General features: G+C 56.5%; 16 protein-coding genes. 11 read left to right on the forward strand and 5 right to left on the reverse strand.

All coding sequences use genetic code 11. The features are described from left to right. Positions 1–5: 5 nt before the first annotated feature. The 7 genes from EQG79_RS19435 to EQG79_RS19470 all read left to right on the forward strand — a co-directional run bounded on the left by EQG79_RS19435 (position 6) and on the right by EQG79_RS19470 (position 10734). Positions 6–596 carry a YdeI/OmpD-associated family protein gene (locus EQG79_RS19435; RefSeq protein ID WP_129603316.1) on the forward strand — a complete coding sequence of 197 codons (591 nt, stop codon included), beginning with the start codon at positions 6–8 and terminating at the stop codon, positions 594–596. Between the two features lie 72 nt (positions 597–668). Next, positions 669–2372: a DUF885 domain-containing protein gene (locus EQG79_RS19440; protein WP_129603318.1), complete on the forward strand. Its 1704-nt coding sequence runs from the start codon at positions 669–671 to the stop codon at positions 2370–2372. A 97-nt stretch (positions 2373–2469) separates the two neighbouring features. Next, a complete protein-coding gene (locus EQG79_RS19445; protein WP_236648570.1) occupies positions 2470–3105 on the forward strand; it encodes a gluconate 2-dehydrogenase subunit 3 family protein in 636 nt (211 codons plus the stop codon). A gap of 94 nt (positions 3106–3199) precedes the next feature. Continuing rightward, positions 3200–4924, forward strand: a complete 1725-nt coding sequence (locus EQG79_RS19450; protein WP_077919484.1) for a GMC oxidoreductase — start codon at positions 3200–3202, stop codon at positions 4922–4924. A 180-nt stretch (positions 4925–5104) separates the two neighbouring features. After that, positions 5105–5752, forward strand: coding sequence for a hypothetical protein (locus EQG79_RS31100; RefSeq protein WP_161492695.1), 648 nt, complete (start codon positions 5105–5107; stop codon positions 5750–5752). A gap of 414 nt (positions 5753–6166) precedes the next feature. Further along, complete coding sequence (locus EQG79_RS19465) at positions 6167–8194, forward strand: gliding motility-associated C-terminal domain-containing protein (RefSeq protein ID WP_240699399.1); 2028 nt, start codon at positions 6167–6169, stop codon at positions 8192–8194. A gap of 86 nt (positions 8195–8280) precedes the next feature. Beyond that, positions 8281–10734, forward strand: a complete 2454-nt coding sequence (locus tag EQG79_RS19470; protein WP_129603322.1) for an OmpA family protein — start codon at positions 8281–8283, stop codon at positions 10732–10734. Positions 10735–10737: 3 nt separating this feature from the next. On the opposite strand, the gene EQG79_RS19475 is transcribed toward EQG79_RS19470, so the two are convergent. Further along, entirely contained in the window at positions 10738–11436 is a 699-nt protein-coding gene (locus EQG79_RS19475) for a beta propeller repeat protein (protein ID WP_129603324.1), read from the reverse strand. Between the two features lie 148 nt (positions 11437–11584). Between EQG79_RS19475 and ispE the strand changes: the two genes are divergently transcribed. The 3 genes from ispE to EQG79_RS19490 all read left to right on the forward strand — a co-directional run bounded on the left by ispE (position 11585) and on the right by EQG79_RS19490 (position 15194). Beyond that, positions 11585–12418 (forward strand): 4-(cytidine 5'-diphospho)-2-C-methyl-D-erythritol kinase, encoded by an 834-nt coding sequence (gene ispE / locus EQG79_RS19480; protein ID WP_129603326.1) that lies wholly within the window; start codon positions 11585–11587, stop codon positions 12416–12418. A gap of 72 nt (positions 12419–12490) precedes the next feature. Then, entirely contained in the window at positions 12491–13087 is a 597-nt protein-coding gene (locus EQG79_RS19485; RefSeq protein ID WP_129603328.1) for a cytochrome c oxidase subunit 3, read from the forward strand. A gap of 118 nt (positions 13088–13205) precedes the next feature. Then, the gene (locus EQG79_RS19490) at positions 13206–15194 is read left to right on the forward strand and encodes a M1 family metallopeptidase (protein ID WP_165358927.1); all 1989 of its coding nucleotides are present in this window, start codon (positions 13206–13208) and stop codon (positions 15192–15194) included. A gap of 442 nt (positions 15195–15636) precedes the next feature. On the opposite strand, the gene EQG79_RS19495 is transcribed toward EQG79_RS19490, so the two are convergent. The 4 genes from EQG79_RS19495 to secA form a co-directional block, all read right to left on the reverse strand. Continuing rightward, on the reverse strand, positions 15637–16575 hold the full coding sequence (locus EQG79_RS19495) for a 3-oxoacyl-ACP synthase III family protein (protein ID WP_077919477.1): 939 nt from the start codon (positions 16573–16575) through the stop codon (positions 15637–15639). Between the two features lie 142 nt (positions 16576–16717). Further along, positions 16718–17848 carry a glycosyltransferase gene (locus tag EQG79_RS19500; protein WP_129603330.1) on the reverse strand — a complete coding sequence of 377 codons (1131 nt, stop codon included), beginning with the start codon at positions 17846–17848 and terminating at the stop codon, positions 16718–16720. Further along, positions 17845–18936: a hypothetical protein gene (locus tag EQG79_RS19505; RefSeq protein WP_129603332.1), complete on the reverse strand. Its 1092-nt coding sequence runs from the start codon at positions 18934–18936 to the stop codon at positions 17845–17847. The genes EQG79_RS19500 and EQG79_RS19505 overlap by 4 nt, the downstream gene beginning before the upstream one ends. Before the next feature lie 183 nt (positions 18937–19119). After that, positions 19120–22512: a preprotein translocase subunit SecA gene (gene secA, locus EQG79_RS19510; RefSeq protein WP_129603334.1), complete on the reverse strand. Its 3393-nt coding sequence runs from the start codon at positions 22510–22512 to the stop codon at positions 19120–19122. Between the two features lie 226 nt (positions 22513–22738). Between secA and EQG79_RS19515 the strand changes: the two genes are divergently transcribed. Next, the gene (locus EQG79_RS19515; protein WP_129603337.1) at positions 22739–25147 is read left to right on the forward strand and encodes an SLBB domain-containing protein; all 2409 of its coding nucleotides are present in this window, start codon (positions 22739–22741) and stop codon (positions 25145–25147) included.

Here is a 25147-nt window from a genome sequence, read left to right on the forward strand (position 1 = left end):
GCACCATGCCAGCCACTGACCGTTCAATCTACTACGCGCCCACCCGCGCCGACTGGCGGCAGTGGCTGGCCGAACATCACGCCACCGAAACCAGCGTCTGGCTGAAGATTTACAAGAAAAGCAGCGGTATGCCCAGCGTCACCTACGACCAGGCCGTTGACGAAGCCCTGTGTTATGGCTGGATCGACAGTACATCCGGTCGGGGCGATGAGCAGTATTACCTTCAGTTTTTCGCGCGCCGGAAACCGAAAAGCAACTGGAGCCGGGTCAACAAGAACAAAGTAGCGGCCTTAACGGCTGCCGGACTGATGACCGAAGCCGGCCAGACCATGATCGATCTGGCCCGGAAAACCGGCACCTGGACCGCCCTCGATGCGGTAGAGGATCTGATCTGCCCGCCCGACCTGCAAACGGCCCTGGAGGCTAACCCCACCGCCAGAACCTATTTCGAGGCCTTTCCGCGCTCGGCCAAACGCGCCCTTCTGGAATGGCTACTGAACGCCAAAACCGAACAAACCCGCGCCCGGCGCATCGACGACATTGTCAGCAAGGCCGAACGGAACGAGCGGGCCAACCAGTACGTGCCTAAGAAGTAAGCCCGAACCGCTGGGAGCCGTCGTGAAAATGAGTTATTTTACGGCCATACCTACCTGTTCGCAGCTACTCCTATGATCAGACCATTCCTGCTTCTGTGTACGCTTACCCTTGGCCTGTGGGCCTGTCAGACAAGCGACTCCGGCAACGCTTCCTTCGGCAAACTGGCCGACGAGTACGTGGATGCCTACCTGGCCAGCAATCCGGGCGAGGCCGTTTATCTGGGCTACCACGAGTACGACGGAAAACTGATCATCCCCACGGCCGAGACGATAGCCCGCCAGCTCCAACAGTTGCGCCAGTACGATTCGACCTTTGCCCGGCTGGATACGACGGGCCTGTCGGTCGATGAGAAGGTGGATTATAAGCTGCTGACGGCCAGCATAAAATCACGCATTCACGACATCGTGACGATGAAGGTGTACGAAGACCCGATGACGTATTCGGTCAACCTGAGTCCCTATATCGAGCGCAACTTTGCTCCGGCGGCCGACCGGGCCCGCTCGGTGGTAGCCATTGCCCGCCAGCTTCCGGCCTACTTTGCCGCGGCCCGGCAGAATCTGGGTAAAAACCCGCCCCGCGAGTACGTAGAGGTGGCCATTGAGGGATTGCGGGGCAGCGCCGATTACATGCAGAGCGACATTCCGAAGGCGTTTGCCTCGGTGGCGGACGCAAGAGTGCAGGCAGATCTGAAAGCCGCCCTCAGCCAGGGGGCCGACGCTACCAAGGCCTTTGCCACGTACCTCGAAACGGCCGTGCTGCCCGGTGCCAACGGGTCGTTTGCCATCGGGGCCGACAATTACCGCAGGATGCTGCTGTATAACGAGTGGCTCACCGCCGACCCCGACAGCCTGCTGCAGCTGGGCATGGACCAGCTCGCCCGCGAGAAAGCTGAATTTGCTGCAGCCGCCCGCGTTATCGACCCGGGCAAAACTCCCATGGAGGTATTCAAAACCATCCAGGCCGAGCACCCCACCGCCGATAGTCTGCTGGCCGCTACCCGCAACCACTGCGAAGCCATCCGGCAGTTTCTGATTGACCGGCAAATCGTGACCGTTCCGTCGGAGGTGCGGGCAACGATCACCAAAACGCCCGAATTTATGGTCGGCTCTACCGCGGCCATGAACACGCCGGGGCCGTTTGAGCGCCCAGCCGCGTCAGAAGCCTATTACTACATTACCCTCCCCAAAAAAGAATGGACGCCCCGCCAGCAGACCGAATGGCTCACCCTGTTCAACCGTTACGTGGCGGAGGTGATTTCGGTTCACGAAGCCTACCCGGGCCACTACGTCCAGTTTCTGCACCTCAACGCGTCGCCGGTGAGCCGGGTCCGCAAGATGTTTGCGAGCTATGCTTTTGTTGAAGGCTGGGCGCACTATACCGAGCAGATGATGCTGGAAGAGGGCTTCGGGCAGGAAGGCGACGCCGTTACCCGGGCCAAATACCGCATGGCCCAGCTGTCGGAGTCGATGCTGCGCTACTGTCGGCTGGTCTGCTCCATTCAACTGCATACTCACGGCTGGACCGTGGCCCAGGCTACCCGGTTTATCATGGACAACTGCTATTACGAAGAAAAACCAGCTTACGAAGAAGCCCGCCGGGGTACGTTCGATCCGGGTTATCTGTCATACTCGCTCGGAAAACTGCAGCTGCTGGCCCTGCGGGAGGAGATGAAGAAGAAACAGGGTAGTTCGTTCGTGCTCAAGACGTTCCATGATCAGCTGCTCGATCATGGCATGCCGCCTATAACTCTACTAAGCCAATTGCTTAACCTGTAAGTAATTCATCCTCTAATCGTACAATCCAGTCTCGGATTGTTATATATTTGTTGCTCCTATTAACGTTCTAGTTGAAAGATTAACTCGCTTTACGCAGATGAACAGAAGAGACGCCCTCATGCGGGTGGCCGCGCTGGCCGGAGCCACCATGTCGTTACCCGCATTGGCCGACACCCTCGAAGCCTCGGCTGCCCAGCGCGCCCTGACCAACAAACCGGTTTTCTTTACGGCTGATCAGGATGCCACCGTGGCCGAGCTGGCCGATACTATTATTCCGACGACTAGCACGCCCGGAGCCAAAGCCGCCAAAGTGAACGAGATCATCGATATTCTCGTGAAAGACTGCTACAAGGAAGCCGACCAGAAGGCGTTTCTGGAAGGACTGGCCCGGACCAACAAACTCAGTCAGGATGCCTACGGAAAGGCCTTCGTACAGCTTGACCCGACTCAGCGTATCGAGATCGTGAAAAAGCTAGAAGCCGAAGCCAAACAGCAGAAGGCCGACATGGCCGCTGCCAAGGCGCAGAACGCCAGCGGTCAGCAGGATGTGCAGATGCCCGGCGAGAAACGCAAGAGCGCGACGCCGTTCTTCACCATGATCAAAGACCTGACCCTGACGGGGTATTTCACCTCGGAGGTAGGCGCTACGCAGGCACTGGAGTACGTGGCCGTTCCGGGTCGGTACGATGGCTGTGTACCGCTCAAAGCGGGTCAGAAAGCCTGGGCCATCTAATCTAACTTAACGCACAGTGAACGATTGCCGGCAAGAAGGCTGCCGCTGAGGAGCCCCCGTCAGGCCGCATCGTTCCTCATCCATTTCGAGAATCATGAACCTTAATATTGACGCACAAAAAGATATGACCTACGACGCTATCGTTGTAGGTTCGGGTATATCGGGTGGCTGGGCCGCTAAAGAGCTGACACAGAAAGGCCTGAAAGTGTTATTGCTGGAACGCGGTCGCGATGTGAAGCACATTGAAGGCTATCCTACCGCTACCAACAACCCCTGGGATTTCCCGCACCGGGGTCGCGTAACCACGATGGCCGCCGAAGAATACTGGGCCAACATGCGTACCGGCTATACGGCCAATGAGGAACACCGGCATTTCTTCGAGAACGATAAGGAAAACCCGTACCTCGAGAAAGAAAACCGCAAAGTAGACTGGATTCGCGGATACCACGTGGGTGGCCGGTCGCTGATGTGGGGTCGTCAGAGCTACCGCTGGAACAAAGAAGATTTCATGGCCAACCTGAAAGAAGGCGTTGGCGTCGACTGGCCCATCCGGTACGAAGATCTGGCGCCATGGTATACCTACGTAGAAGGCTTTGCCGGTATTTCGGGTAACAAAGATGGTCTGGATGTATTGCCCGACGGTAACTTCCTGCCGCCGATGCAGCTGAACTGCCTCGAGAAAGAAGCTAAAAAACGGATCGAGAAAGCGTTTGGCAAACGGACGGTGACCATTGGCCGGACGGCCCACCTGACCCAGCCCAAACAGCTGCACTACGACCTGGGCCGGGCGGCCTGCCAGTTCCGGAACCAGTGTATGCGCGGTTGCCCATACGGCGCTTACTTCAGCTCACAGTCAGCTACCCTGCCGGCGGCTTTCAAAACCGGTCGTCTGACGCTGCGCCCCGATTCAATTGTTTCGGAAGTGATCTATGACGAGAAAAAAGGGAAGGCAACGGGCGTTCGGGTCATCGACCAGAACACCAAAGAAGTACGCGAGTATTTTGCCCGGATTATCTTCCTGAACGCGTCGGCTTTTGCGAGTACGTCGATCCTGATGAACTCCAAATCGCGCCGGTTCCCGAACGGCCTGGGTAACGACTCCGACCAGCTGGGCCGTAACATCATGGACCACCACCTGGCAGCGGGTGCGTCGGGTATGTTCGAGGGCATGGAAGACCAGTACTACTACGGCCGTCGCGCCAATGGCGTATACATTCCGCGCTACCGGAACTGGGCCGGCGACAAACGCGATTACCTGCGCGGCTTCGGCTACCAGGGTGGCGCCAGCCGCGGAGGCTGGAACCGCGGAAACGGCGTAGATGGTTTCGGTGCTGATTTCAAGGAAAGCCTCACCACACCGGGTCCATGGTCGATGAGTCTGGGTGGTTTCGGCGAGATGCTGCCGGATCCCAACAACCGCATGACCCTGAGCTCCGATAAGAAGGATAAGTGGGGTCTGCCGTTGATCGTGTTCGATGCCGCCTATGGCGATAACGAGCACAAGATGCGGATCGATATGATGAACGATGCGGCCGAGATGCTCGAAGCCGCTGGTTTCAAAAACATATCGGCCTATAACGACAAGACCAAAAATCCAGGCATCGGTATTCACGAAATGGGTACCGCCCGCATGGGTCGCGATCCGAAAACGTCGGTTCTGAATTCGCACAACCAGATTCATACCGTCAAGAACGTCTTCAACACAGACGGTGCCTGTATGACCTCGGCTTCGTGCGTAAACCCGTCGCTGACGTACATGGCCCTGACCGCCCGCGCGGCCGACTTCGCCGTGAAGGAAATGAAGAAAGGCAATCTGTAAGATACAGACCTAATAAAAGCAGGAAAGCAGCGGGCGAATACCCCCGCTGCTTTTTTTGTGCCCTACGAAATAAAAAGATTAAAATCTATTTATTTGACAGACTAACAAAACAATTCAGTTTTTAGGCGAGTTATGTTAGTGAATGTCAAGTAAATTGATAAACAGAAATTTTGCTCAACTATGAAAAAGGTAATAGTAATGGGTTGGATGCTGGTAGCCGGCATGGCCCTCAACGCAACGGCACAGACCACTAATTCAACGACAGGTTCAGGTTCGACGGGTACGACCGGTACCGGAACCACCGGAACGGGAACCTACTCCAGCGGTACGAACACCGGAACCAACTCGGGTACGTATCAGACCCAGCCGCCGACCACTAACTCGGGTACAACCGGTTCGGGTACGTATAACTCAGGTACGACCACCGGAGCCGGCACAACGACCGGATCGGGTACGATGAATAACTCGGGCACCACAACGGGCTCAGGTACGTATTCGACCCAGCCGCCAACCTCGACCAATACGGGTACAACCACGGGTTCGGGCACCACGACCGGCTCGGGCACGATGAACTCAGGTACAACTACCGGTTCGGGTACCTACAACTCAGGCTCGACGACTCAGCCGCCGACCTCTTCTAACTCAGGATCATATTCGACCGGTACCGGTACGATGAACAGCGGTTCGACCATGTCGACCGACTCGCAGTCGGGCACGACCGATCGGATGAATAGCGGCTCGACCGGTAACAATACTAACCGGAAGAAAAGCAGAAGCTCACGCTCGTCGTCATCATCGTCGACCACCACAACACCCCCGCGTAAGTAATTACCAGGAGTGAATTCGAGCACCGGGCGGTATCCTTCTCAGGAAGGCATACCGCCCGGTTTTTTATGCCCTGTCGGGACGGTTGCGCCGATTTCTATTTCCATACTTGGCATGGTTTGTGATAATTGGGAGGACGATGATTTGTTAACGAAATTTCAGCTTGGTAACATCTCATTGGTTCAGCTATTCACTTATTTATGTGACCTGTTTTGGTGGGTCGCTTACAATTGATGACTTGGCATGATATTCGACTGATCCCTCGCAGGCTGATTGTAGAGTATGACGAAACAAGTACATTTTACTTTTCTTAGGAGTATTGGGTGGATTATAGGCAGTTATCTGATAGTGGTATCGGCGCTGGCTGGTACGACCGGGCCTGTTTCTGCTGATACCTGTCGGCATCCGGAGCCGCCAGTGCTTACTGGCTCGGCTACGTCGGTTTGTCGTTATGAAGCGGTAACGCTAAGCGCCACCGGCTGCGCAGGAACGGTAGTCTGGTCAACGGGTGATACCGGCCCGACGATAACGGTTCGACCAGCCCGGTCGGCCACCTACATGGCTATCTGTCGCCTGAAACCGGGCTGCATCAGCTGTTTCTCCGAGCCCTATCTGGTTACCGTCAAAACACCATCGGCGCCGGTCGTTACAGCCTCGGCCACTCGTGTCTGTCCGGGCGATCCGGTTACGCTCACCGCCAGCGGCTGTGCCGGAACCGTTCGGTGGCTCGGCCCCGGTGATACGGAGATAGGTATCGGCTCAACTTATTCAGGTACGCTAACCCAGAGCGCTGTTTTTCGGGCCGTTTGTGAACAAAACCAGTGTCTGAGCAGCGCATCCCAGCGAACGGGTATTGAGGTGGCTATACCAGCCGTACCTCTTGTGGCCATCGATAAGTCGACGGTTTGCCTGGGTCAGGCGGTGCAGTTAACGGCCTCGGGCTGTCTCGGTACGGTTCGCTGGTCAGACGGCACAACTGGTATCACAACCCGGGTAAAGCCGGCCGCATCGACCACCTACAAAGCCGTTTGTCAGATTGGCACCTGCCAGAGCGATAGTTCGGCCGGAGTGCGGGTAGAAGTGCAGCCGTCTGACAAACCGCTGATCCTGCTGACGAGCCTGCAAAATAGCTGTCCGCTGATGACGGCCGATCTTACCAAAGCTATTCGTGAGTCAGACGCAGCCAGCCAGCAGCTGCGGTATTCGTTCCGGAAAGGCACGCAGCCAGATGCGCCCGCCGTACAGTCGCCAACGGCTGTTCTGGCTGGTACCTATTACATAATCGGGCAGGATGAGAACGGCTGCTTGACCGAACCAAATCCGGTTCAGGTATCGATTTCGGCCTGTGCCAATGCAATACCGCCCTGCCTGAGCAGCCCGGCTACCGTACGGGTCTGGATCGACTCGCTCAACTGGTCGGCCGGGGTCGTAACCCTGCGCGGCAGGCTGGGCGGCTCGGCCGAGCGGGTCGAGTGGCAAAGTTCGGGTGGAGGGCTGTTTACGGATGCCGGCCCCGCTACCCGCTATCTGCTATCGGAACAGGACCGACAGCGCGGAGCAGTCACCTTTACGGTTCAGACCCCTGATCCCGACGGCAACGGCCCCTGCGTAGGAGCCTCTGCGCAACTGACGGCCCAGGCTCCGCATCCGGAAATGATTGGACTCAGTATGGCCGTCAGCGAACCGCTATGGCTAACGGGAAGCAAAGGTCGTCTGGTCGAGTTGACATACCGGCTCAGCGTAGTGAACAGCGGCCGGAATCCCCTTCAGCACGTACAGCTTTCCAACAATCTCGAGACGGCATTCGGAGCGGTTGGTGCCCGGCTGGAGGCCGTAACCGTTCGGGCCGATGCGGGTCTGCTGCTGAACGCAGCCTATACCGGACGCGGGGCCGATACGACGCTGTTAGGGGTCGGTAACCAGTTGTTGGCAGCCGCCCGGGCCAACCTGTGGATAACCGTTCGGCTGGCGGTAGACCAGGCGCAGACGCTCACCTTTACCAATCAGGCCCTCGCCTGGGCCACCGATCTGAATGGTACCATATGCCGCGATCAGTCGACCAGCGGGGTAGAGGCCGATCCTGACCGAAACCAGGACCCCACGGATAATAGCGAACCAACCCGGGTAACGATCCACAGCCTGCCTCCCGGCGAATCGGCAACCGCCTTGTTTATTCCTGATGGTTTTTCGCCCAACAACGACGGGATCAACGACCGGTTCGTGATCCAGCAGGTACCGCCGGGCGTGTCTATCCGACTGGATGTATATAATCGATGGGGGCAGCTCGTTTATCGTCAGAACGAGTATAAGAACGACTGGGATGGTACTGCTAATCAGGGCACTGCCGTTACGGCCCGACAGGGCCTGCCCGATGGTACCTATTATTACCAGGTGCAGTTGAGTGACGGCAGGGAGTTTAGTCGTGTCCTAACACTGATGCGGTAATTTTTTCCAGGCGTGTTTTGTATGCAAATTTGTTTGCCGATTAAGTATATCTACCAGACTTGACAGGCAGACCAGTATTGATAGCAATGAGTAAGAACCTGATTAGTTGGATCGTAGGCGTGGGTATGTGGCTGAGCAGTTTGACTGCCTGGGCACAGGTCGATTCCTTGTTGAGGCAAGCCGACCGCCTGCTCAACTATAAAGCCTATGGCCGGGCTATTGATGCCTATACGCAGCTTTTAACCGACCAGGGTGCCCAGCTTAGCCCGGCTCAGAAATCGACGGTTCAGGGCCGGCTGGCCTATGCCTATCAGCAGGTAGGCGATGGACCCAAAGCCGAGCGATATTACCGCGAAGCCCTCAACAGCAGCACCGGCGACGATCCGCAGCAGACCCTGCAATACGCGCAGACCCTGGCCGGTAATGGGAAATTTCAGGAGTCTCAGCAGCAGTATGAACGGTATCTGAAGCTGAAAGAGAAAATGCAGGAACGCCGGGCCGATGCCGGAGCGGTGGGGCTGGGCGCGCAGGCTGGCGGTCGGAACGAGTCGATCCGGTACCGGCTCGAATTTCTGGACCTGAACTCGTCGGGCGAGGAGTTTAGCCCTGCTTTTTACCAGGACGGGCTGGTCTACGTGTCGGGTACCAAGGGTGGCTCGACGATAGAAACCAGTGGCAAGGGGGGCGGTTCGGGTTATCTCGATCTCTTCTATGTGCCAAACCGAAACGGGCTTAAGATTGCCAGCATCATCAACGCCGACGGCAGCACCAGTAAAGTCGAAAACCAGCGGGTCAGAACCGGTGGCGTTGGCCGGGATCATTATACACCCGGTACGGCCAACGACTCGCGTATTGTCACCGGTTTTGAAGGCGGGGTCAACATTGCTCAGGGACTGGGCTACGACGTTCGGCCCGTTAGTCCCTCGCAGCGGTTCAGCAAAACTCTGAACACAAAATACCACGAGGGCCCGGCTACGTTTACCCGCGATGGCAGCCGGATCTATTTCACCCGCAACAACTACAACGACGGACGCTCCCGGAAGAGCGCCGAAGGGGTCAATAAACTCAAGCTGTATACCGCCCGCCAGCAGAACGGCGCCTGGGCCGACATCGAAGAACTGTCTTTCAACAGTGATGAATACTCGGTTGGTCACCCTACGCTGAGCCGCGACGGGCAGCTGCTGTATTTCGCGTCCGACATGCCCGGTGGTTCGGGTGGTACCGATCTGTACGCAAGCCGTTATCAGAATGGGCAGTGGGGCAAGCCGGTTAATCTGGGCCCTACGATCAACACCAAAGGAAACGAGCTGTTTCCGTTCGTCGACGATGCGGGTAACCTCTACTTCTCGTCCGACGGGCGCCGGGGGCGGGGCGGGCTCGATATTTTCTACGCAACCCTGACGAATGGGAGCAACGTACAGGCTGTTGAGGCACTCGGCGAACCGATCAACTCACCCCAGGACGATTTCGGCCTCATTACCGATGCGAACCGGCAGGGCGGCTATTTCAGCAGTAACCGCCGGGCGGGCAACGACGATATTTACCGGTTCGTGCGCGAGAGCTCGCTGTTCGAGTGCCGCGACCTCACCATCCGACTCTACGATACCGAAACGGATCAGGCGCTCGACAGCGTAAGTGTGCTGGTTAAAGCCCGGGGCGAAGGCCGCGCCGACCAAACCCTCATTACCGATGCCGGTGGGTTTGTGCGCCTGTGTCTCGAAGCCAACAACGACTTTATGTTCCAGGCCAGCCGCGACGGCTACGTCACCAGTACGATCGGCTTTTCATCACGCGACCTGGCCGACGATCAGCCCAGCCGGATCGAGATGGGGATCACCAAACCAACGGTGATCATGGATACCATTGCGGCCAATCCCGTCAATAAATATACGGCCGGGCCGCTGACCCGATCGCGCGTGCGGGGTATGGTCGTCAGCGAGCGCGACCGCCGACCGCTGGAGGGGGTTACCGTTCGGTTGCGTAACGAATGTGACCGGAGCCAGCGCGAGTATGTTACGGGCGCCGACGGCCGCTATCTGTTCGATATTGTCGAAGGCTGCGACTACACCCTGATTGCCTCGAAAGCCGCATTCGGCACCAATACGAACCGGATCAGGCGCCTGCCGAAGAAAACCAAACCCAAGGAAGTATCGGCCGACCTGCGGATGCTGAGTGTAGGCGACGTAGTCACCATCGACAATATCTACTACGATTTTGGGGGCGTGAGCCTGCGGGCCGATGCCACCCGCGAGCTGGAAAAGCTGGTGGCGACGATGCGCAAGTACCCATCGCTGATCATCGAAATCCGTTCGCATACCGACAGCCGTGGTGAAGCTGCGCGGAACCAGGTCCTGTCTGAGCAGCGCGCCAAAGCCGTTGCCAATTACCTGGCCTCCAAAGGCATCAGCCGCCGGCGTATTACCACCCTCGGCATGGGCGAAACCCAGCTGGTCAATAACTGCACCGACGAGGTGATCTGCACCGAAGCCGAACATCAGCGCAACCGCCGAACCGAATTCCGGGTCGTCGAAATCAAATAGCCGTTATGGCTGCCGACGCCGGGATACATACACAACCGCCGGGGACTCCGTCAGGGAAGAAAGTATCCGGTTCGTTTCCGGTACGTGAGTACCATATACCGCCACATACAGGCGATTCCTGGAATCGAGATGCAGGGCATTGATTCCGTGCCTGAATGGAAGCGCAAGCAGGGTAGTTCCTTCAGCTGTCTGCCTCAGAATATCGGCCGGATTAACGTAGGCTGATAATGGGTCTTCGGCCTTAGGTGTTGAGTTCTCTCTGATGGTATAGACCGTTCCGTCGGTAGCAGAGGCAGCATTGATTTGCAGGCGTAGCTCAGTTGGGTTCATATCTTTTTGCCAGGTCTTGCCGCCATCGACGGTATAATCGGCATATCGATCATACACGAACTTTTGCTGTGGGGTACCGCCCCCGTTTGTTACATTCCAGAGCGTGTCATGCCTGAGAATGATCCCCTGCGGCCCATAATGACGCCTGCGAATCAGCTCCCAGCTTTTACCCCGATTGCTTGTTTTATAAATCTCAAACGTGGTTGCCACGAATAGCGTACCGTCCAGGTCGCCTGCTACCTGCCTGGCTTCCCCGCCGGAGGGGATTTCCAGCCGGAGCCAGTCCGGATCGGCCGGGGTGACGGACGTAGCGGTATCGACACAGGCCGCCAGGGCCAGACTGGTCAATAAAAAGAAGAAAAACGATTTCATACCGTATCGGTAAGCTAAGCTCTCATCATAGATAATAGATGTCAATATATACATTCGTTTCTCATCTTCTCCAAATAAATAAGGGTAGTTTTTCCGTTCTCTCTGATCTGCCTGCCATATTCGCTGTTCATTTCCTGCTCTTGTTCTGATGCTGACGTTCCCTAACGCCAAAATCAATATCGGCCTGCGCATTACCGATAAGCGGCCCGATGGATTTCATAACCTACAGTCGTGTTTTTACCCCGTTGGCTGGACCGACGTGCTGGAGATCATTCCGGCCGACCAGTTCGGGTTTGCCAGCAGCGGCATAACCATTCCCGGCGACGAGCCCGGTCGGGTCGACGCCAATCTGTGTGTGCGGGCCTATAAGCTACTCAGGGCCGATTATCCCGGCTTGCCACCGGTACAGATGCATTTGCACAAAATCATCCCGATCGGAGCGGGGCTGGGGGGCGGCTCGGCCGACGCAGCCTTTGCGCTGAAAAGCCTGAGCGAGCGCTTTGGCCTGAACCTGACTGCCGATCAGCTGGAAAACTACGCCCGGCAACTGGGAAGCGACTGCGCCTTCTTTATCCGAAACCAACCCGTATACTGCACTGAAAAGGGCGATGTGTTCAGCGAAATAGGCGTCGACCTGACGGGCTATTATATACTGCTGGTCTACCCCAATCTGGCTATATCGACGGCCGAGGCCTATGCCGGCGTGCGCCCGCGCCTGCCCGATGTACCCCTGCGCGATCAGTTGCTGGAACCCGTCAGTATCTGGCACAAAACGGTTCATAACGATTTCGAAGACAGCCTCTTTCCGAAGTACCCGGTGCTCCCGGCCATCAAGCAGCAACTGTACGAAGCCGGCGCCGTTTACGCCAGCATGAGTGGGTCAGGATCTACACTTTACGGGATTTTCGATGCGCCCATAGTCATCCCAAACCAATTCCGGGCGTACCGCGTTTGGGAAGGGAAGCCCGGAGCAGGGAAGTAGTTGTTTGAGTACGAGTCTGAACGCATCCGAACCAACCGAAGTAAACAGCCGGGACGCTGAAAACGGAACGACATGAGCAATTTTGTGACGAAACGGCGGGAGCCGTTCCGCTTTATGGTATGGCTGGGTATTGCCAGCAGCGTGATGTTCTTCACGATTCTGCTTGCTTCCTACATCATTCGTCGGGCCGGGGCGGGCTGGACCGACGTGAAGCTTCCTAACGTCTTCCTGATCAGTACGGTAGCGATACTGCTGAGCAGCTTTACGCTCAACAATGCCAACCACGCCTTCCGCCACGAGCGGTTCAAAAGTTACCGGACCAATATTGCCAGTACGCTGGTGTTGGGTACGCTGTTCATGCTCCTGCAGGGCTGGGGCTGGCGGCAAATGATTCTGTCCGGTGTTGGGCTGTCGGGCAATCCGGCCGGTGGTTTCGTTTACGTCATTTCAGGCATTCATCTGATTCACATCTTGATCGGTCTCGTTTTTCTGGTCATCGTGCTGGTCGAGGCTCTGCGTCGCCGGCCCTACGTCGATTCATTCGTATACAGTGTAAACCCGCCCAACCGGCTCAAGCTCCAGCTGATCACCCTCTACTGGCACTTTGTCGATATTCTCTGGATCGGCCTGTTTGTGTTCCTGATCGCCCACCACGGACTGGCCTGGTAAGTATGTATATTTTGCTGTCTGTTGATCGTCAGTGGATTACGGGTCAACTTTGATTTGGCTTACAACGACAGCCGCTTTCTATCGTTATTTGTATAAAATTTTGTTTCATCACGTGTTCATGAAAAAAATCATTCTTGGGGTGGGCCTCTGGATGGCTTGCCTGACTGGTTTTGCCCAAACCACACCCTCATCGACCCGGCCGGGGTCAGGATCGGCTGGCTCGCAGTATGACCCACTGGCCCTGTTCCATCCGCTGTTTAACATGCAGCCCGGTAACGATTACCGTACGGGCAGCGGAGCGCCGGGTCCCCGTTACTGGCAGAACAGGTCCGATTATCAGATCAACGTTACGCTGGATGATCAGCAGAATACCGTTACGGGCGAGGTTACCATTACGTACCGCAACAACTCGCCCGAGTCGCTGGCGTATCTGTGGCTTCAGCTCGACCAGAATGCTTTCAGCGATACGTCGCGGGCGGCCCGAACCACCCCCACAACGGGCGGGCGGTTCGGCAACCTGGGCTTTGCGGGTGGCCTGACCATTACGAGCGTACAGGTAGAGCAGGGCAAAAACAAATTCGCAGCCGCGCCGTACGAGATTACGGATACCCGTATGCAGGTGCGCCTGGCCGAACCCGTAAAACCTACCGATGGGGTCGTACGGGTAAAGGTGGCCTACTCGTTCAAGATTCCGGAATACGGCTCCGACCGGATGGGGCAGCTTCGACGGAAAGACGGGGTGATCTATGAAATTGCCCAGTGGTATCCACGGATGTGTGTATACGATGATATCGAAGGCTGGAACGTGCTGCCCTACCTGGGTGCGGGCGAGTTTTACCTCGACTACGGCGACTACGAATACAGCGTTACCGTGCCCTGGAACCACATCGTAGTTGGCTCTGGCGAGCTGCTGAACCCCAACGACGTGCTGACCGGCGAGCAGGTCCGGCGGCTGGCTCAGGCTGCAAAAAGCGATAAGACGGTGATGATCCGCAGCAAAGAAGAAGTGAACGACCCCAACACCCGGCCCAAGAAGTCAGGTACGCTGACCTGGCGATTCCGGTGTCAGAACACCCGCGATGTGGCCTTTGCCAGTTCGAAAGCGTTTGTCTGGGACGCTGCGCGCATGAACCTGCCTAGTGGAAAAACCTCGCTGGCCCAGTCGGTCTACCCGGTCGAAAGCGCTACCAACGACTCCTGGGGCCGCTCGACCGAATATGTAAAAGGCTGCATCGAGTTCTACTCCAAATACCTCTACGAGTACAGCTACCCCGTGGCTACCAACGTGGCCGGTATTGTGGGTGGTATGGAGTATCCCGGCATCGTGTTCTGCGACCACAAAGACAAGAAAGACGCGCTCTGGGGCGTAACTGACCACGAATTCGGCCATAACTGGTTCCCGATGATTGTAGGCAATAACGAGCGTAAATTCCCCTGGATGGACGAAGGCTTCAACACCTTTATCAATACGTTGTCGACGGCTAACTTCAACAACGGCGAATACAACCGGGAGCGGGGCACCATGCACGACATTGCGCCGGCTCTGTTTTACCCCACCGAGCCGGTAATGACCATTCCGGATGTGCAGCAGTCGCGTGCGCTGGGAATTCTGGCTTATTACAAGCCCGGTATGGGTCTCAAACTATTGCGGGACGTAATTCTCGGCCCCGACCGGTTCGATTATGCGTTCAAACAATACGTAAACCGCTGGGCCTTCAAGCACCCCACGCCCTATGATTTCTTCCGAAGCATGGAAGATGGGGCCGGCGAAGACCTGGGCTGGTTCTGGCGGGGTTTCTTTTACGAGACCTGGAAACTCGATCAGGCCGTTCGGGACGTGAAGTACGTAGACGGCTCGGCTACGAAAGGATCGCTGATTTCGATCGAAAACCTCGAAAAGATGGCCATGCCCGTTACGGTTGAAGTCACCGAAACCAACGGAAAGAAGAGCCGGGTAAACCTGCCGGTCGAAGTATGGCAGCGGGGCGGAACCTGGACGTTCAAATACAACTCAACGTCGCCCCTGAAAACGGTGGTGGTTGACCCGGACCAGAAACTGCCCGATATTAACAGCCGCAATAACACCTGGCGCGGAGAAGCGCAGTAATAGCGCAGCATAGCATTGAATAGGGAGAAAAGGAACAGTCGCAGCGACTCCCTTTTCTCCCTATTTTATTGTCGATCTGGAATAAGCCCCAACCCGTCAGGGCCACAACAGCTTAGCGTCGGTAGAATCGACAGGCACCCGCAGACAATGACCCGTCAGGGCCACAACAGCTTAGCGTCGGTAGAATCGACAGGCACCCGCAGACAATGACCCGTCAGGGCCACAACAGCGCAGCGTCGGTATAAATCAACTGGCACCCCGAAGACAATGGCCCGTTAGGGCCACAACAGCGCAGCGTCGGTAGGAATCGACAGCCACCCATCAATATATGGCCCTTTAGGGCCTTTACAGCGTAGCGTCGGTAGCCTCATTCGGGACCAGCAACATGAATGTGCCGTCAGGTACATAACCAGCAGGCACCCCGCTACATGCCCACGGATGATTATTTTTGAATAAGCATCGCGCCGAACGAGTAGCCGCCACCGAAAACGGTTATAACGATGCGATGGCCTTTCTGGAAGGTGTCCCACTGTTCGGAGAGCGCAATGGCACAACCCGCGCAGCCCGTATTGCCGAGTCGCTGAATGTTGGAAATCAGCTTTTCTTCGGGCAGGCCCAGGGTGTTCATCACATTACGCGAAATGCGGAGGTTCGCCTGGTGGGGCAACACGTAATCAACGTCGGCCAGGGTAAGGCCGCAACGCTCCAGAATCTGCAGGCTGGCTTTGGGCATGTACTGGCAGGCGTTGATGAAGACATCGCGGCCAAACGGCATGGCAACGCCCCCTTCGTTTGGGCGCATGGTCACGCCCGTAGTGGCTTTAGGCGTATGAGCGGCTCCGCCCGTAAGCAGGCCCATAATCTCGAAATCGTCGTCGCTCTGCCGCTCTTTGGTGATCAGGAGCGCGGCTGCGCCATCGCCCCACAAATGACCCGAGATCGTATCTTCATCGTTGTTGTAGGCCGTGTTGTGCTCCGATACGATCACCAGCGCCCGGCTGGCTTTATTCAAGGCAAAATAGCCTTCTACCACTTCGATCGCATTCAGCAATGACGAGCAGGCCGTCGAGATCGAAACGACCGGTATATCGGCAATACCCAACATATGCTGGGCTTCGTGGGCCAGCGATACGATGGTATCATAAGGCGTATACGTAGCGCCAACGATCAGGTCGACCGTAGCGAGATCGGCTTTGGGTTGCAGGCGCCGGATCGCGTCGATGGTCATCGTGTTGGTATTCTCACCCGGGGCCGCTTTCCGGCGCTCTTCGATACCGGTACGCTCAATAATCCAGTCGCTTGACAGGCCGTTGAGTCGGGTAAAGTGTTCGTTGCCGACTACAGCTGTAGGTAGGTAGTGGCTTACTGCATGAATGTACATCAGGTCAAAAAAAAGAGGGCGTTCAGTACTTCCACCCGTAATTCAGACCGAAAGTTAAATCCTTCCGGGAAAGCATGGTACTTGTCATTAGAACAATACCAAAATGTGTTTGTTTTGTCTTGTTTATTAGGCAAAAAATTATCTAACTGCGTTCTTTCTGCAACACCAGTTCGTAAAAATTAAACAGTTTTGCCGACTCGGTTGCCCATGAGTAACAGGCTTCGACGGCTCGTCGGCCCCGTTCTCCCATGGCTTTGGCCAGGGTTGGATGCTCCGTCAAATACAGAAGCGCCCCGGCAATGGCAGCGGGTTCTTCGGCCGATACGCACAAGCCGCAATTATGACGTTCGACAACTTCCCGATATAGCGGAAAATCCGATGTGATCACGGGTAACCCCAGCGCCATATACTCGAACAGCTTGGTTGGATACGACTCGGGATAGTCGCCAACGGGTTTGAGCAGGGCAAGTCCGGCGGTGGCCCCGGCTGCCTTCAGCAAAGCCTGGCGCTGGTCCGTATAGCCGTATAGCTTCACATTTGAACGAATGGCCGACAAAGATACAAATTGCTCTATATACGTCGAAGGACTTGCCTGCTTACCGAACAGATGGGCTTCCAGACGAGGATACCGGATCGCGACCCGCTTCAGGGCTTCGATCAGCGTGTCGAAAGCGCGTTCGGGACTCAGCAAGCCGATCAGCAAAAACGACGGCTGGTGTGGATCGGGTCGGTAAGGTTGCCGAAATGGATCCAGAAACGACAGCAGCGGGTAGTTATAGATAACCACATGAGGCTTACGAAGCCGGGTATAGGTGCTCAGATACCCGTGTTCGGTAAAAATCAGATACAGATAGCGGCTGGCCAGCCGGTCGAACCAGCGAAAAGCCAGCTCGAGAACTGCTCCCCGGTTCAGCGTCCTGATATGTAATTTCCTGTGCAGATTCTCCTGCACTTCGTAAATAACACGGGTGCCAAAGAGTCGGCAGACAAACGCAACCGGCAGCAGTTCGGGCACATAAATATGAATCAGGGCGGGGCGCAGCCGGATACCATGCCACAGGACCAGCGGGCTTGTCAGCAAGACCCGCCAGATCACCCGCCGAAAGTACGGAAGCCGGATAAACCGGGCGTTGGGGCAAACCGTCGGGTCGGCCCGGGGGAGGGCGCAGAAAACATCGTACCGATCGGCCAGTGTCGGACATTGTTTGAAAACAATGCGCGGATCGGTAGCCGGGTGGGCGGTACTGACGAGAAAAACGCGGGGCTTTTTCACTTCTTCACCCCAAACTTACGCAGTTCGGCATCGATCTTCTGGTTCCAGCGCTCCTGAGCCAGTTGATTGACGCTATGATTGGTTTCGGCATCGTACTGCTCCTGCATCCGGTTCATTTCCCGAAACGATTCCAGAAACTGGTATTGAATGATGCTATTGTAATCTTCCAGCGTCAGGCTGTCTGGATGGATCTTCTGCTTGAAGCGTTCCGTAATGAGCCTGGTGATGTCGAAGTGGCGCTGCTCGTGGTTGAGGGCATAGGGGGTTTTGGCGTCGGCCCGGCCCCAGGATGAGTTCTTGAGCATGTAGGCCTTGGTCGTCAGCTGGATGGTGATGACTCCATCTTTTACGGTGCTCCGGCCCTCGTAGGCAAAGCTGGTGAAGACCTCGGCCGCGTAGTGGCTGCCCCGGCGTGGTTCGGCCCGGAAATCGGCCCAGGTCAGCGGACGCTCCGGATTGTACTGTACAGTATCGTCGTTGGTAATCCGGCTATCATCCAGAAAGACGACCCGCAGGCGTTTGGCCAGCTTTTCGTTCTGGCCGGATTCGCGGTTCATGTAGTCGTTCAGGCTGCGCAGCGATGCCACAACCGCCTGCCGGATGGTGGGTTCGATAATAGTTGTCTGACTGAGGGGGCGGGTATAGTTGGCACTCCCCCGGTATTCGGTCAGGCGGGTGCTGGTTTCGCTGCCATCGTCGGACTTGCCCAGCAAATCGAAAACCGCGGCAAATACGAACTGGCCCGTTACCCGATTGCCCACGGCCGTTTCGGTAAGCCGGAGCTGGGTAATCCGCATGGCAATGGGCCGCAGCGATTTGTTCTGCTTCAAACTTTGATTCACGAACTGGCGAATGCCGGTTGCCACCCCCCCCTCAATATCGACGGGTTGGGGCGCCTGCCCGGGCGTGAGGGCCAGTCGTGCTATAGCCCCCCGTTCAACGCGCTGGTCGGTGACGGTGGCCAAGTAAAATTCGTTCGGGGTAAACGGAATCGACTGCGGCTGCAAGCGAATGGGCGCCCTGCCAGGCTGCGAAGCCGTCAGGAACAGACCAACAAAAAGCCAGCGTAGGTACAGAATCGGGTTCATCGGACCAACAGGCCAGCGGTTCGGACCTGCGTATGAATATAACGAAATCAGGGCATCAATCGTGCCGCTTTCGCGATGCTACAGACTGGCTCCGGACCGATCATTGTTGAAAGCAGCAACCCTCTGATCGATACCGGGCAGGCACCAATCAGAGGGTTGACAGGCGGGGCGCGTTGCCGACTTTTAGTCGATCAGCATGGCTTTACCGCTCAGCACATCGTTTTCTACTGTTTTGAACTTGACATCCCGTTTTACGGAACCGTCGGCATATTGAACGTTTACGCGGGCGTTACGGTCGAGCTTGGCCACCCGCATCGGTTCCTGACGCGGAGCCATGGGGGGCGCACCGGCGCCCATGGCGTTGTTTTCGGCCATCCGGCGGGCATACTCTTCGGGGCCCGTAGCGAGGTGGTCGTCGTCGAAATCGTCAATATTGGTTTGCAGCTTCGGCTGGGGTTCGGGTCGGCGCTGGGCCGGTGCCTGCCGGATCTCCTGCTGCACTTCAGCGGCATCCTGCGCCGGAATATCGGCTTTGGCCAGGAAGCTGATCGTATCGAAGTTGACCTTGTTCAGGAACCGTTTGAAGAGTTCGACCGATTCGAACTTATAGACCAGCAGCGGGTCTTTCTGCTCGAATACGGCGTTCTGAACCGACTGCTTCAGGTCATCCATCTCGCGCAGGTGTTCTTTCCATTCCTGGTCGATTACCGACAGCGTTACGGCTTTTTCCATTTCCGTCACCAGCAGACGCCCGCCCGATTCGACGGCTTCGCGCAGATCGGTTACCACCGTCAGTTCATGCAGCCCGTCAGAGAACGGAACCACGATATTTTTGATCTGGTGGCCCTGTTCGTTCAGCACCTGCGTCAGAACCGGCAGTGCTTTTTCGGCAATGGCCTGGTTTTTGGCCTGGTAATGAGCTTCGGCTTCGTCGTATAGGCGCCGGATCGCGTCGGGTTTCTTCATCCGGCCAAACTCGTCGGCGCTCAGTTCGGGGGTTACGCCGAGTGTGGTCAGGAGCTGGAGTTTGATCTCCTCGTAGTTGCCTTCGGCGTTGTTGACCGTTTCTTCTACCACGTCGTACATGGTATTGGCAATGTCGAGCGGCAGACGATCGCCGAAGAGCGCGTTCCGACGGCGTTTGTAGATGGCCTCGCGCTGGTAGTTCATCACGTCGTCATACTCGAGCAGGCGTTTCCGAATGCCGAAGTTGTTTTCCTCGACTTTTTTCTGTGCCCGTTCAATCGACTTTGTAATCATGGAGTGCTGAATCACTTCGCCCTCTTCCAGCCCCATCCGGTCCATCACCTTTGCAATCCGGTCAGAACCGAACAGGCGCATCAGGCTATCTTCCAGCGACACAAAGAACTGCGACGTACCGGGGTCGCCCTGACGACCGGCGCGACCGCGCAGCTGCCGGTCGACCCGGCGCGATTCGTGGCGCTCGGTACCGATAATGGCCAGACCACCCGCCGATTTCGAGTCGGGTGTCAGTTTGATGTCGGTACCCCGACCCGCCATGTTGGTCGCAATCGTAACCGTACCCGGCTGACCGGCCGAGGCTACGATCTCGGCTTCGCGCTGGTGGTATTTGGCGTTCAGAACCTGGTGCTGAATTTTGCGGAGCGTCAGCAGGCGGCTCAGCAGCTCGGAGTTTTCGACCGAGGTGGTACCCACCAGTACCGGCCGACCTTTCTCGACCAGCATGTTGATTTCGTCCACCACAGCATTGTATTTCTCACGGACCGACCGGTATACCTTGTCTTCTTCATCCTGGCGGCTGATGGGGCGGTTCGTCGGAATAACGACCACGTCCATTTTATAGATCTGCCAGAATTCAGAGGCTTCGGTTTCGGCCGTACCGGTCATACCCGCCCGCTTGTGGTACATCCGGAAGTAGTTCTGGAGGGTTACCGTAGCGTAGGTCTGGGTAGCGTCTTCGACTTTTACGTTTTCTTTTGCTTCTACCGCCTGGTGGAGGCCATCGGACCACCGGCGACCTTCCATAATCCGGCCCGTCTGCTCATCGACGATCTTTACCTTACCGTCCATGATGACGTATTCGGTATCCCGTTCGAACAGCGTATAGGCTTTCAGGAGCTGGTTTACCGTGTTGATCCGCTGGGTCTTCACAGCATAATCACGAACAACGGCTTCTTTGCCGAGAATTTTCTCGGGTTCCGACAGCTCCGGATTTTTGTCGATGGCATTAAGATCGATCGACAGATCGGGCAGGATAAAGAAGTTCGGGTCCTCGCCGGAGCCGGTGAGGTAGTCGATGCCTTTCTCCGTCAGGTCGATGCTGTTGTGCCGCTCGTCGATGGTAAAATACAGGGGGGCATCGGCTTCCGGCATCAGCTTCTGGTTTTCGGCCAGATAGATGGCTTCGGTTTTCTGCAGCAGCGCCTTATTCCCCGTCTCGCTCAGGAACTTGATGAGCGGCTTGTGTTTAGGTAATCCGCGGTGGGCTCTGAACAGCGACAGACCGCCTTCTTTTTCGTCGCCGGCGGCAATTTTCTTCTTGGCGTCGTTCAGGAAATCGAAAACCAGTTTGCGCTGGGCTTCGACTACGCGGGCCACGCGCGGCTTCAGTTCAATATAATCCTGCTCATCGCCACGCGGAATCGGTCCCGAAATAATCAGCGGGGTACGGGCGTCATCGATCAGGACGGAGTCGACCTCATCGACCATAGCGTAGTGATGTTTCCGCTGTACCAGTTCGCCGGTTTCGCGGGCCATGTTGTCGCGCAGGTAGTCGAAGCCGAATTCGTTGTTGGTGCCGTAGGTAATATCGGCCAGGTACGCCTGTTTCCGGAAGTCGGAGTTAGGCTGGTGTTTGTCGATGCAGTCAACGCGCAGGCCATGAAATTCGAACAGGGGAGCCATCCACTCCGAGTCGCGTTTGGCCAGGTAGTCGTTGACCGTTACGATATGTACCCCACGACCAGCCAGTCCGTTCAGAAAGGCCGGAAACGTAGCCACCAGCGTTTTACCTTCACCGGTTGCCATCTCGGCAATTTTACCCTGGTGAAGCACTACGCCCCCGATGATCTGCACATCGTAGTGAACCATGTCCCACTTGATGGGCGTACCGGCGGCATCCCAGCGGTTGGCCCAGTGGGCTTTGTCGCCATCGATAACGACGTTCTTTTTCCGAAGGGAGATGTCCCGGTCGAAGTCGGTAGCGGTGACGGTCAGCTGGTCGTTTTCGGTATACCGGCGGGCGGTTTCCTTCACGACGGCAAACGCGCGGGGCAGGATGTCGAGCAGTACGCGTTCGAGTTCTACGTTCCGGTCCGCTTCGAGTTTATCGATCCGGTTAAAGATTCGCTCCTTCTCGTTCACGTCAACATCAACGCTGCTGGCCGCGGCCGACAGTTCGGCCAGTTGATTGTCGATATCGGCCAGTTCAGCGGCAATCTGCGCTTTCAGGTCGGCCGATACCTGCCGTAACTCGTCGTTCGACAGGTCTTTCAACCGAACAAATTCAGCATTTACTTTTTCTACGTACGGCAGCAGCTCCTTAATGTCGCGCTGCGATTTGGTGCCAAATAACTTGGCTATGAAATTGATCATCTCGTATGGTCGATAGTCGATACTGGTCAGTTAGAAGCGCTGAGCTATCCGAATTTGCTGATCACGGCGTTGACCAGTAAACCTGATTTTTTTACAAATTTAGTGCATTACCCCCGGACTGCAAGACTGGTGACACTCAGGCTAGCTACCTTACTATACGGGAATACCGTTTTAGAAGGAATCTATTACTTTTGTGAATCAATTTTTGGCCCAACGGCCGCCATTCATGCGTACTAAGGACAAATTGTCACGTTATTCTCACTTCAGTTGCCTGTTTTGCCTTGTTTTTATCCTGTTCAGCCTGACAGGATTGAGTCCAGCCATCGCACAGCAGGCCGGGTCAAGGGTCGATCAACTTACCGATGAACAGGTCGAAGAGTTCTACCGGCGGGCACAGGCCAGTGGCTTAAGCGAAGCACAGATCGAACAGGCCGCCATGTCGCAGGGGTATACACTGACCGATATTGCCAAGATGCGTCGCCGTATCACGGAAATCCGGTCGCAGACCAACCGGAATCGGGGCCAAAGCTATGCCGATACCAGCCTGGGCCGTACCCTGCCGAACGGGTTGTCGCGCCGGGTTATCGATTCATTACCGTACACTGCCCGTACCGATACCAGCCGCAAAATCAAAGTCTTTGGTGCATCGCTGTTCGAGAATGCCAATTTGTCGTTCGAACCCAATCTGCGCATCGCCACCCCCCGCAACTATATCGTTGGCCCCGACGATGAGATCAGCATCGATATTTCGGGCGCATCGTCGGACAGCTTCCGGCTGAAAATTACCCCCGATGGTACCGTAAAAGTGCCGAACATCCCGCCCATTTTTGTCAGCGGCCTCACCATCGAGCAGGCCGAACAGCGCATCATCGACCGGCTGCGTAAGGGTGGTTACCAGGGACTGGGCAGTCCGGGCAGCGGCACCTACGCCAACGTATCGCTCAGCAACATCCGCAGCATTCGGGTAACACTGGTTGGCGAGGTCGTACGGCCCGGCACCTATACCATTTCGTCGCTCGGATCGGCCTTCAACGCGCTGTACCTGGCGGGCGGGCCTAATCCGGAGACCGGCTCCTTCCGGAAGATCAGCATCATTCGCGGCAACCGCGTGGTTCGTACCATCGACCTGTACGATTTTATACTGCGGGCCGATCAGCGCGATAACATCCGGCTGCTCGACCAGGACGTGATCCGGGTTGCCGACTACGAGACGCGCGTTGAACTGACGGGCGAAGTGCGCCGACCGGCCATCTTTGAGGTGCTGCCGGGCGAAACCCTCAAGAACGTACTGAGCTTTGCGGGAGGCTTTGGCGACGAAGCGTACCGCGCCAGCATCACCCTCCGGCGCAACACCGCCCGCGAGCGCCGAATCGTCACCATCACCGAAGAACAGATCGCCAGTTTTGTACCCCAGCGGGGGGATAAATACTTCGTCGGCAAGATTCTGGAGCGGTACGAAAACCGCGTACAGATAGCGGGAGCCGTTATGCGCCCCGGCGACTACGCGCTGGAACCCGGTCTGGAAACCGTAAAACAACTGATTAATCGGGCCGAAGGATTACGGAAAGACGCCTTCACCAACCGGGCCACCATTATCCGCGAGCGGGCCGACATGGATCGGGAAAATCTTTCTTTCGATCTCGGTAAGCTGATGCGGGGCGAAGTGGCCGACATTCCCCTGCTGCGCCAGGACAGCCTGACCGTACTATCCATCCAGGATCTGCGCGAAACCTATTACGTGACCATCGAAGGAGCCGTCAACCGCCCCGATACGATCGAATTTGTCAACAACATGAGCGTGGCCGACCTGATTGCGCGGGCCGGTGGCTTTCAGGAAGGCGCCAAGCCCAACCTGGTTGAGGTCGCCCGGCGTATCCGTCAGGACTCGGCTGGTATCCGCACCACCACGCTCGAGATGTACCGGTTTGCCCTCGACCGCAACCTGCAGATGAGCCCATTGGAAACAAATCCAGCCTCTCCCTCCGACAGTGCTGCCGGTTTTCGGCTCCAGCCGTTCGATATTGTGTATGTCCGTTCATCGCCGAACTACGAGGCCCAGCGGCAGGTGTTTGTGTTCGGTGAGGTGCTGCACCCTGGCAACTACGCCATTTTCAACCGCCAGGAACGCATTGCCGATGTAATTACCCGAGCGGGCGGGTTGAAGCCGGGTGCTTACATGGCCGGTGCCCGCTACAGCCGACAGGGCCAGGTAGTAGGCAGCGATCTGCGCCATATCCTCGACGATCCGGGCGCTGAAGAAAACCTATTGCTCAACGACGGCGATACGCTGTTTATCCCCCGTCAGTCTGAGGTGGTAGCCGTTGAAGGGGCTGTGCTGAACCCGTCGGTAGTGAGCTTCAAACTAGGTTATGATTTTGACGATTATGTAAGTGAGGCCGGTGGTTTCACCGATAACGCCCGTCAGCGAAAGGCTTATATTATCTATCCGAACGGACGAAAAGACAGAACCCGAACGTTTTTATTTTTCAAGTCGCGCCCGCGGGTAGAGCCTGGTTCTACGATCGTAGCCCCGTTCAAACCGATGGATACAAACAGGCTGTCGGGCGTAGAGCGGGCCAGCATTTTGTCTATTGTTGGTACATTGGTCATCACCGTTTTGAGTCGGTTTTTCTAG

The sequence above is a fragment of the Spirosoma sordidisoli genome (genome assembly GCF_004138325.1).
Lineage (GTDB): Bacteria > Bacteroidota > Bacteroidia > Cytophagales > Spirosomataceae > Spirosoma > Spirosoma sordidisoli.

Coding starts and splice junctions, on each gene's coding strand:
- EQG79_RS19495 (WP_077919477.1), bottom strand. CDS start 16,575: ATGTACATTCATGCAGTAAGCCACTACCTACCTACAGCTGTAGTCGGC.
- EQG79_RS19435 (WP_129603316.1), top strand. CDS start 6: ATGCCAGCCACTGACCGTTCAATCTACTACGCGCCCACCCGCGCCGAC.
- secA (WP_129603334.1), bottom strand. CDS start 22,512: ATGATCAATTTCATAGCCAAGTTATTTGGCACCAAATCGCAGCGCGAC.
- EQG79_RS19515 (WP_129603337.1), top strand. CDS start 22,739: ATGCGTACTAAGGACAAATTGTCACGTTATTCTCACTTCAGTTGCCTG.
- EQG79_RS19490 (WP_165358927.1), top strand. CDS start 13,206: ATGAAAAAAATCATTCTTGGGGTGGGCCTCTGGATGGCTTGCCTGACT.
- EQG79_RS19440 (WP_129603318.1), top strand. CDS start 669: ATGATCAGACCATTCCTGCTTCTGTGTACGCTTACCCTTGGCCTGTGG.
- EQG79_RS19475 (WP_129603324.1), bottom strand. CDS start 11,436: ATGAAATCGTTTTTCTTCTTTTTATTGACCAGTCTGGCCCTGGCGGCC.
- EQG79_RS19445 (WP_236648570.1), top strand. CDS start 2,470: ATGAACAGAAGAGACGCCCTCATGCGGGTGGCCGCGCTGGCCGGAGCC.
- EQG79_RS19485 (WP_129603328.1), top strand. CDS start 12,491: ATGAGCAATTTTGTGACGAAACGGCGGGAGCCGTTCCGCTTTATGGTA.
- EQG79_RS19505 (WP_129603332.1), bottom strand. CDS start 18,936: ATGAACCCGATTCTGTACCTACGCTGGCTTTTTGTTGGTCTGTTCCTG.
- EQG79_RS31100 (WP_161492695.1), top strand. CDS start 5,105: ATGAAAAAGGTAATAGTAATGGGTTGGATGCTGGTAGCCGGCATGGCC.
- ispE (WP_129603326.1), top strand. CDS start 11,585: ATGCTGACGTTCCCTAACGCCAAAATCAATATCGGCCTGCGCATTACC.
- EQG79_RS19450 (WP_077919484.1), top strand. CDS start 3,200: ATGAACCTTAATATTGACGCACAAAAAGATATGACCTACGACGCTATC.
- EQG79_RS19470 (WP_129603322.1), top strand. CDS start 8,281: ATGAGTAAGAACCTGATTAGTTGGATCGTAGGCGTGGGTATGTGGCTG.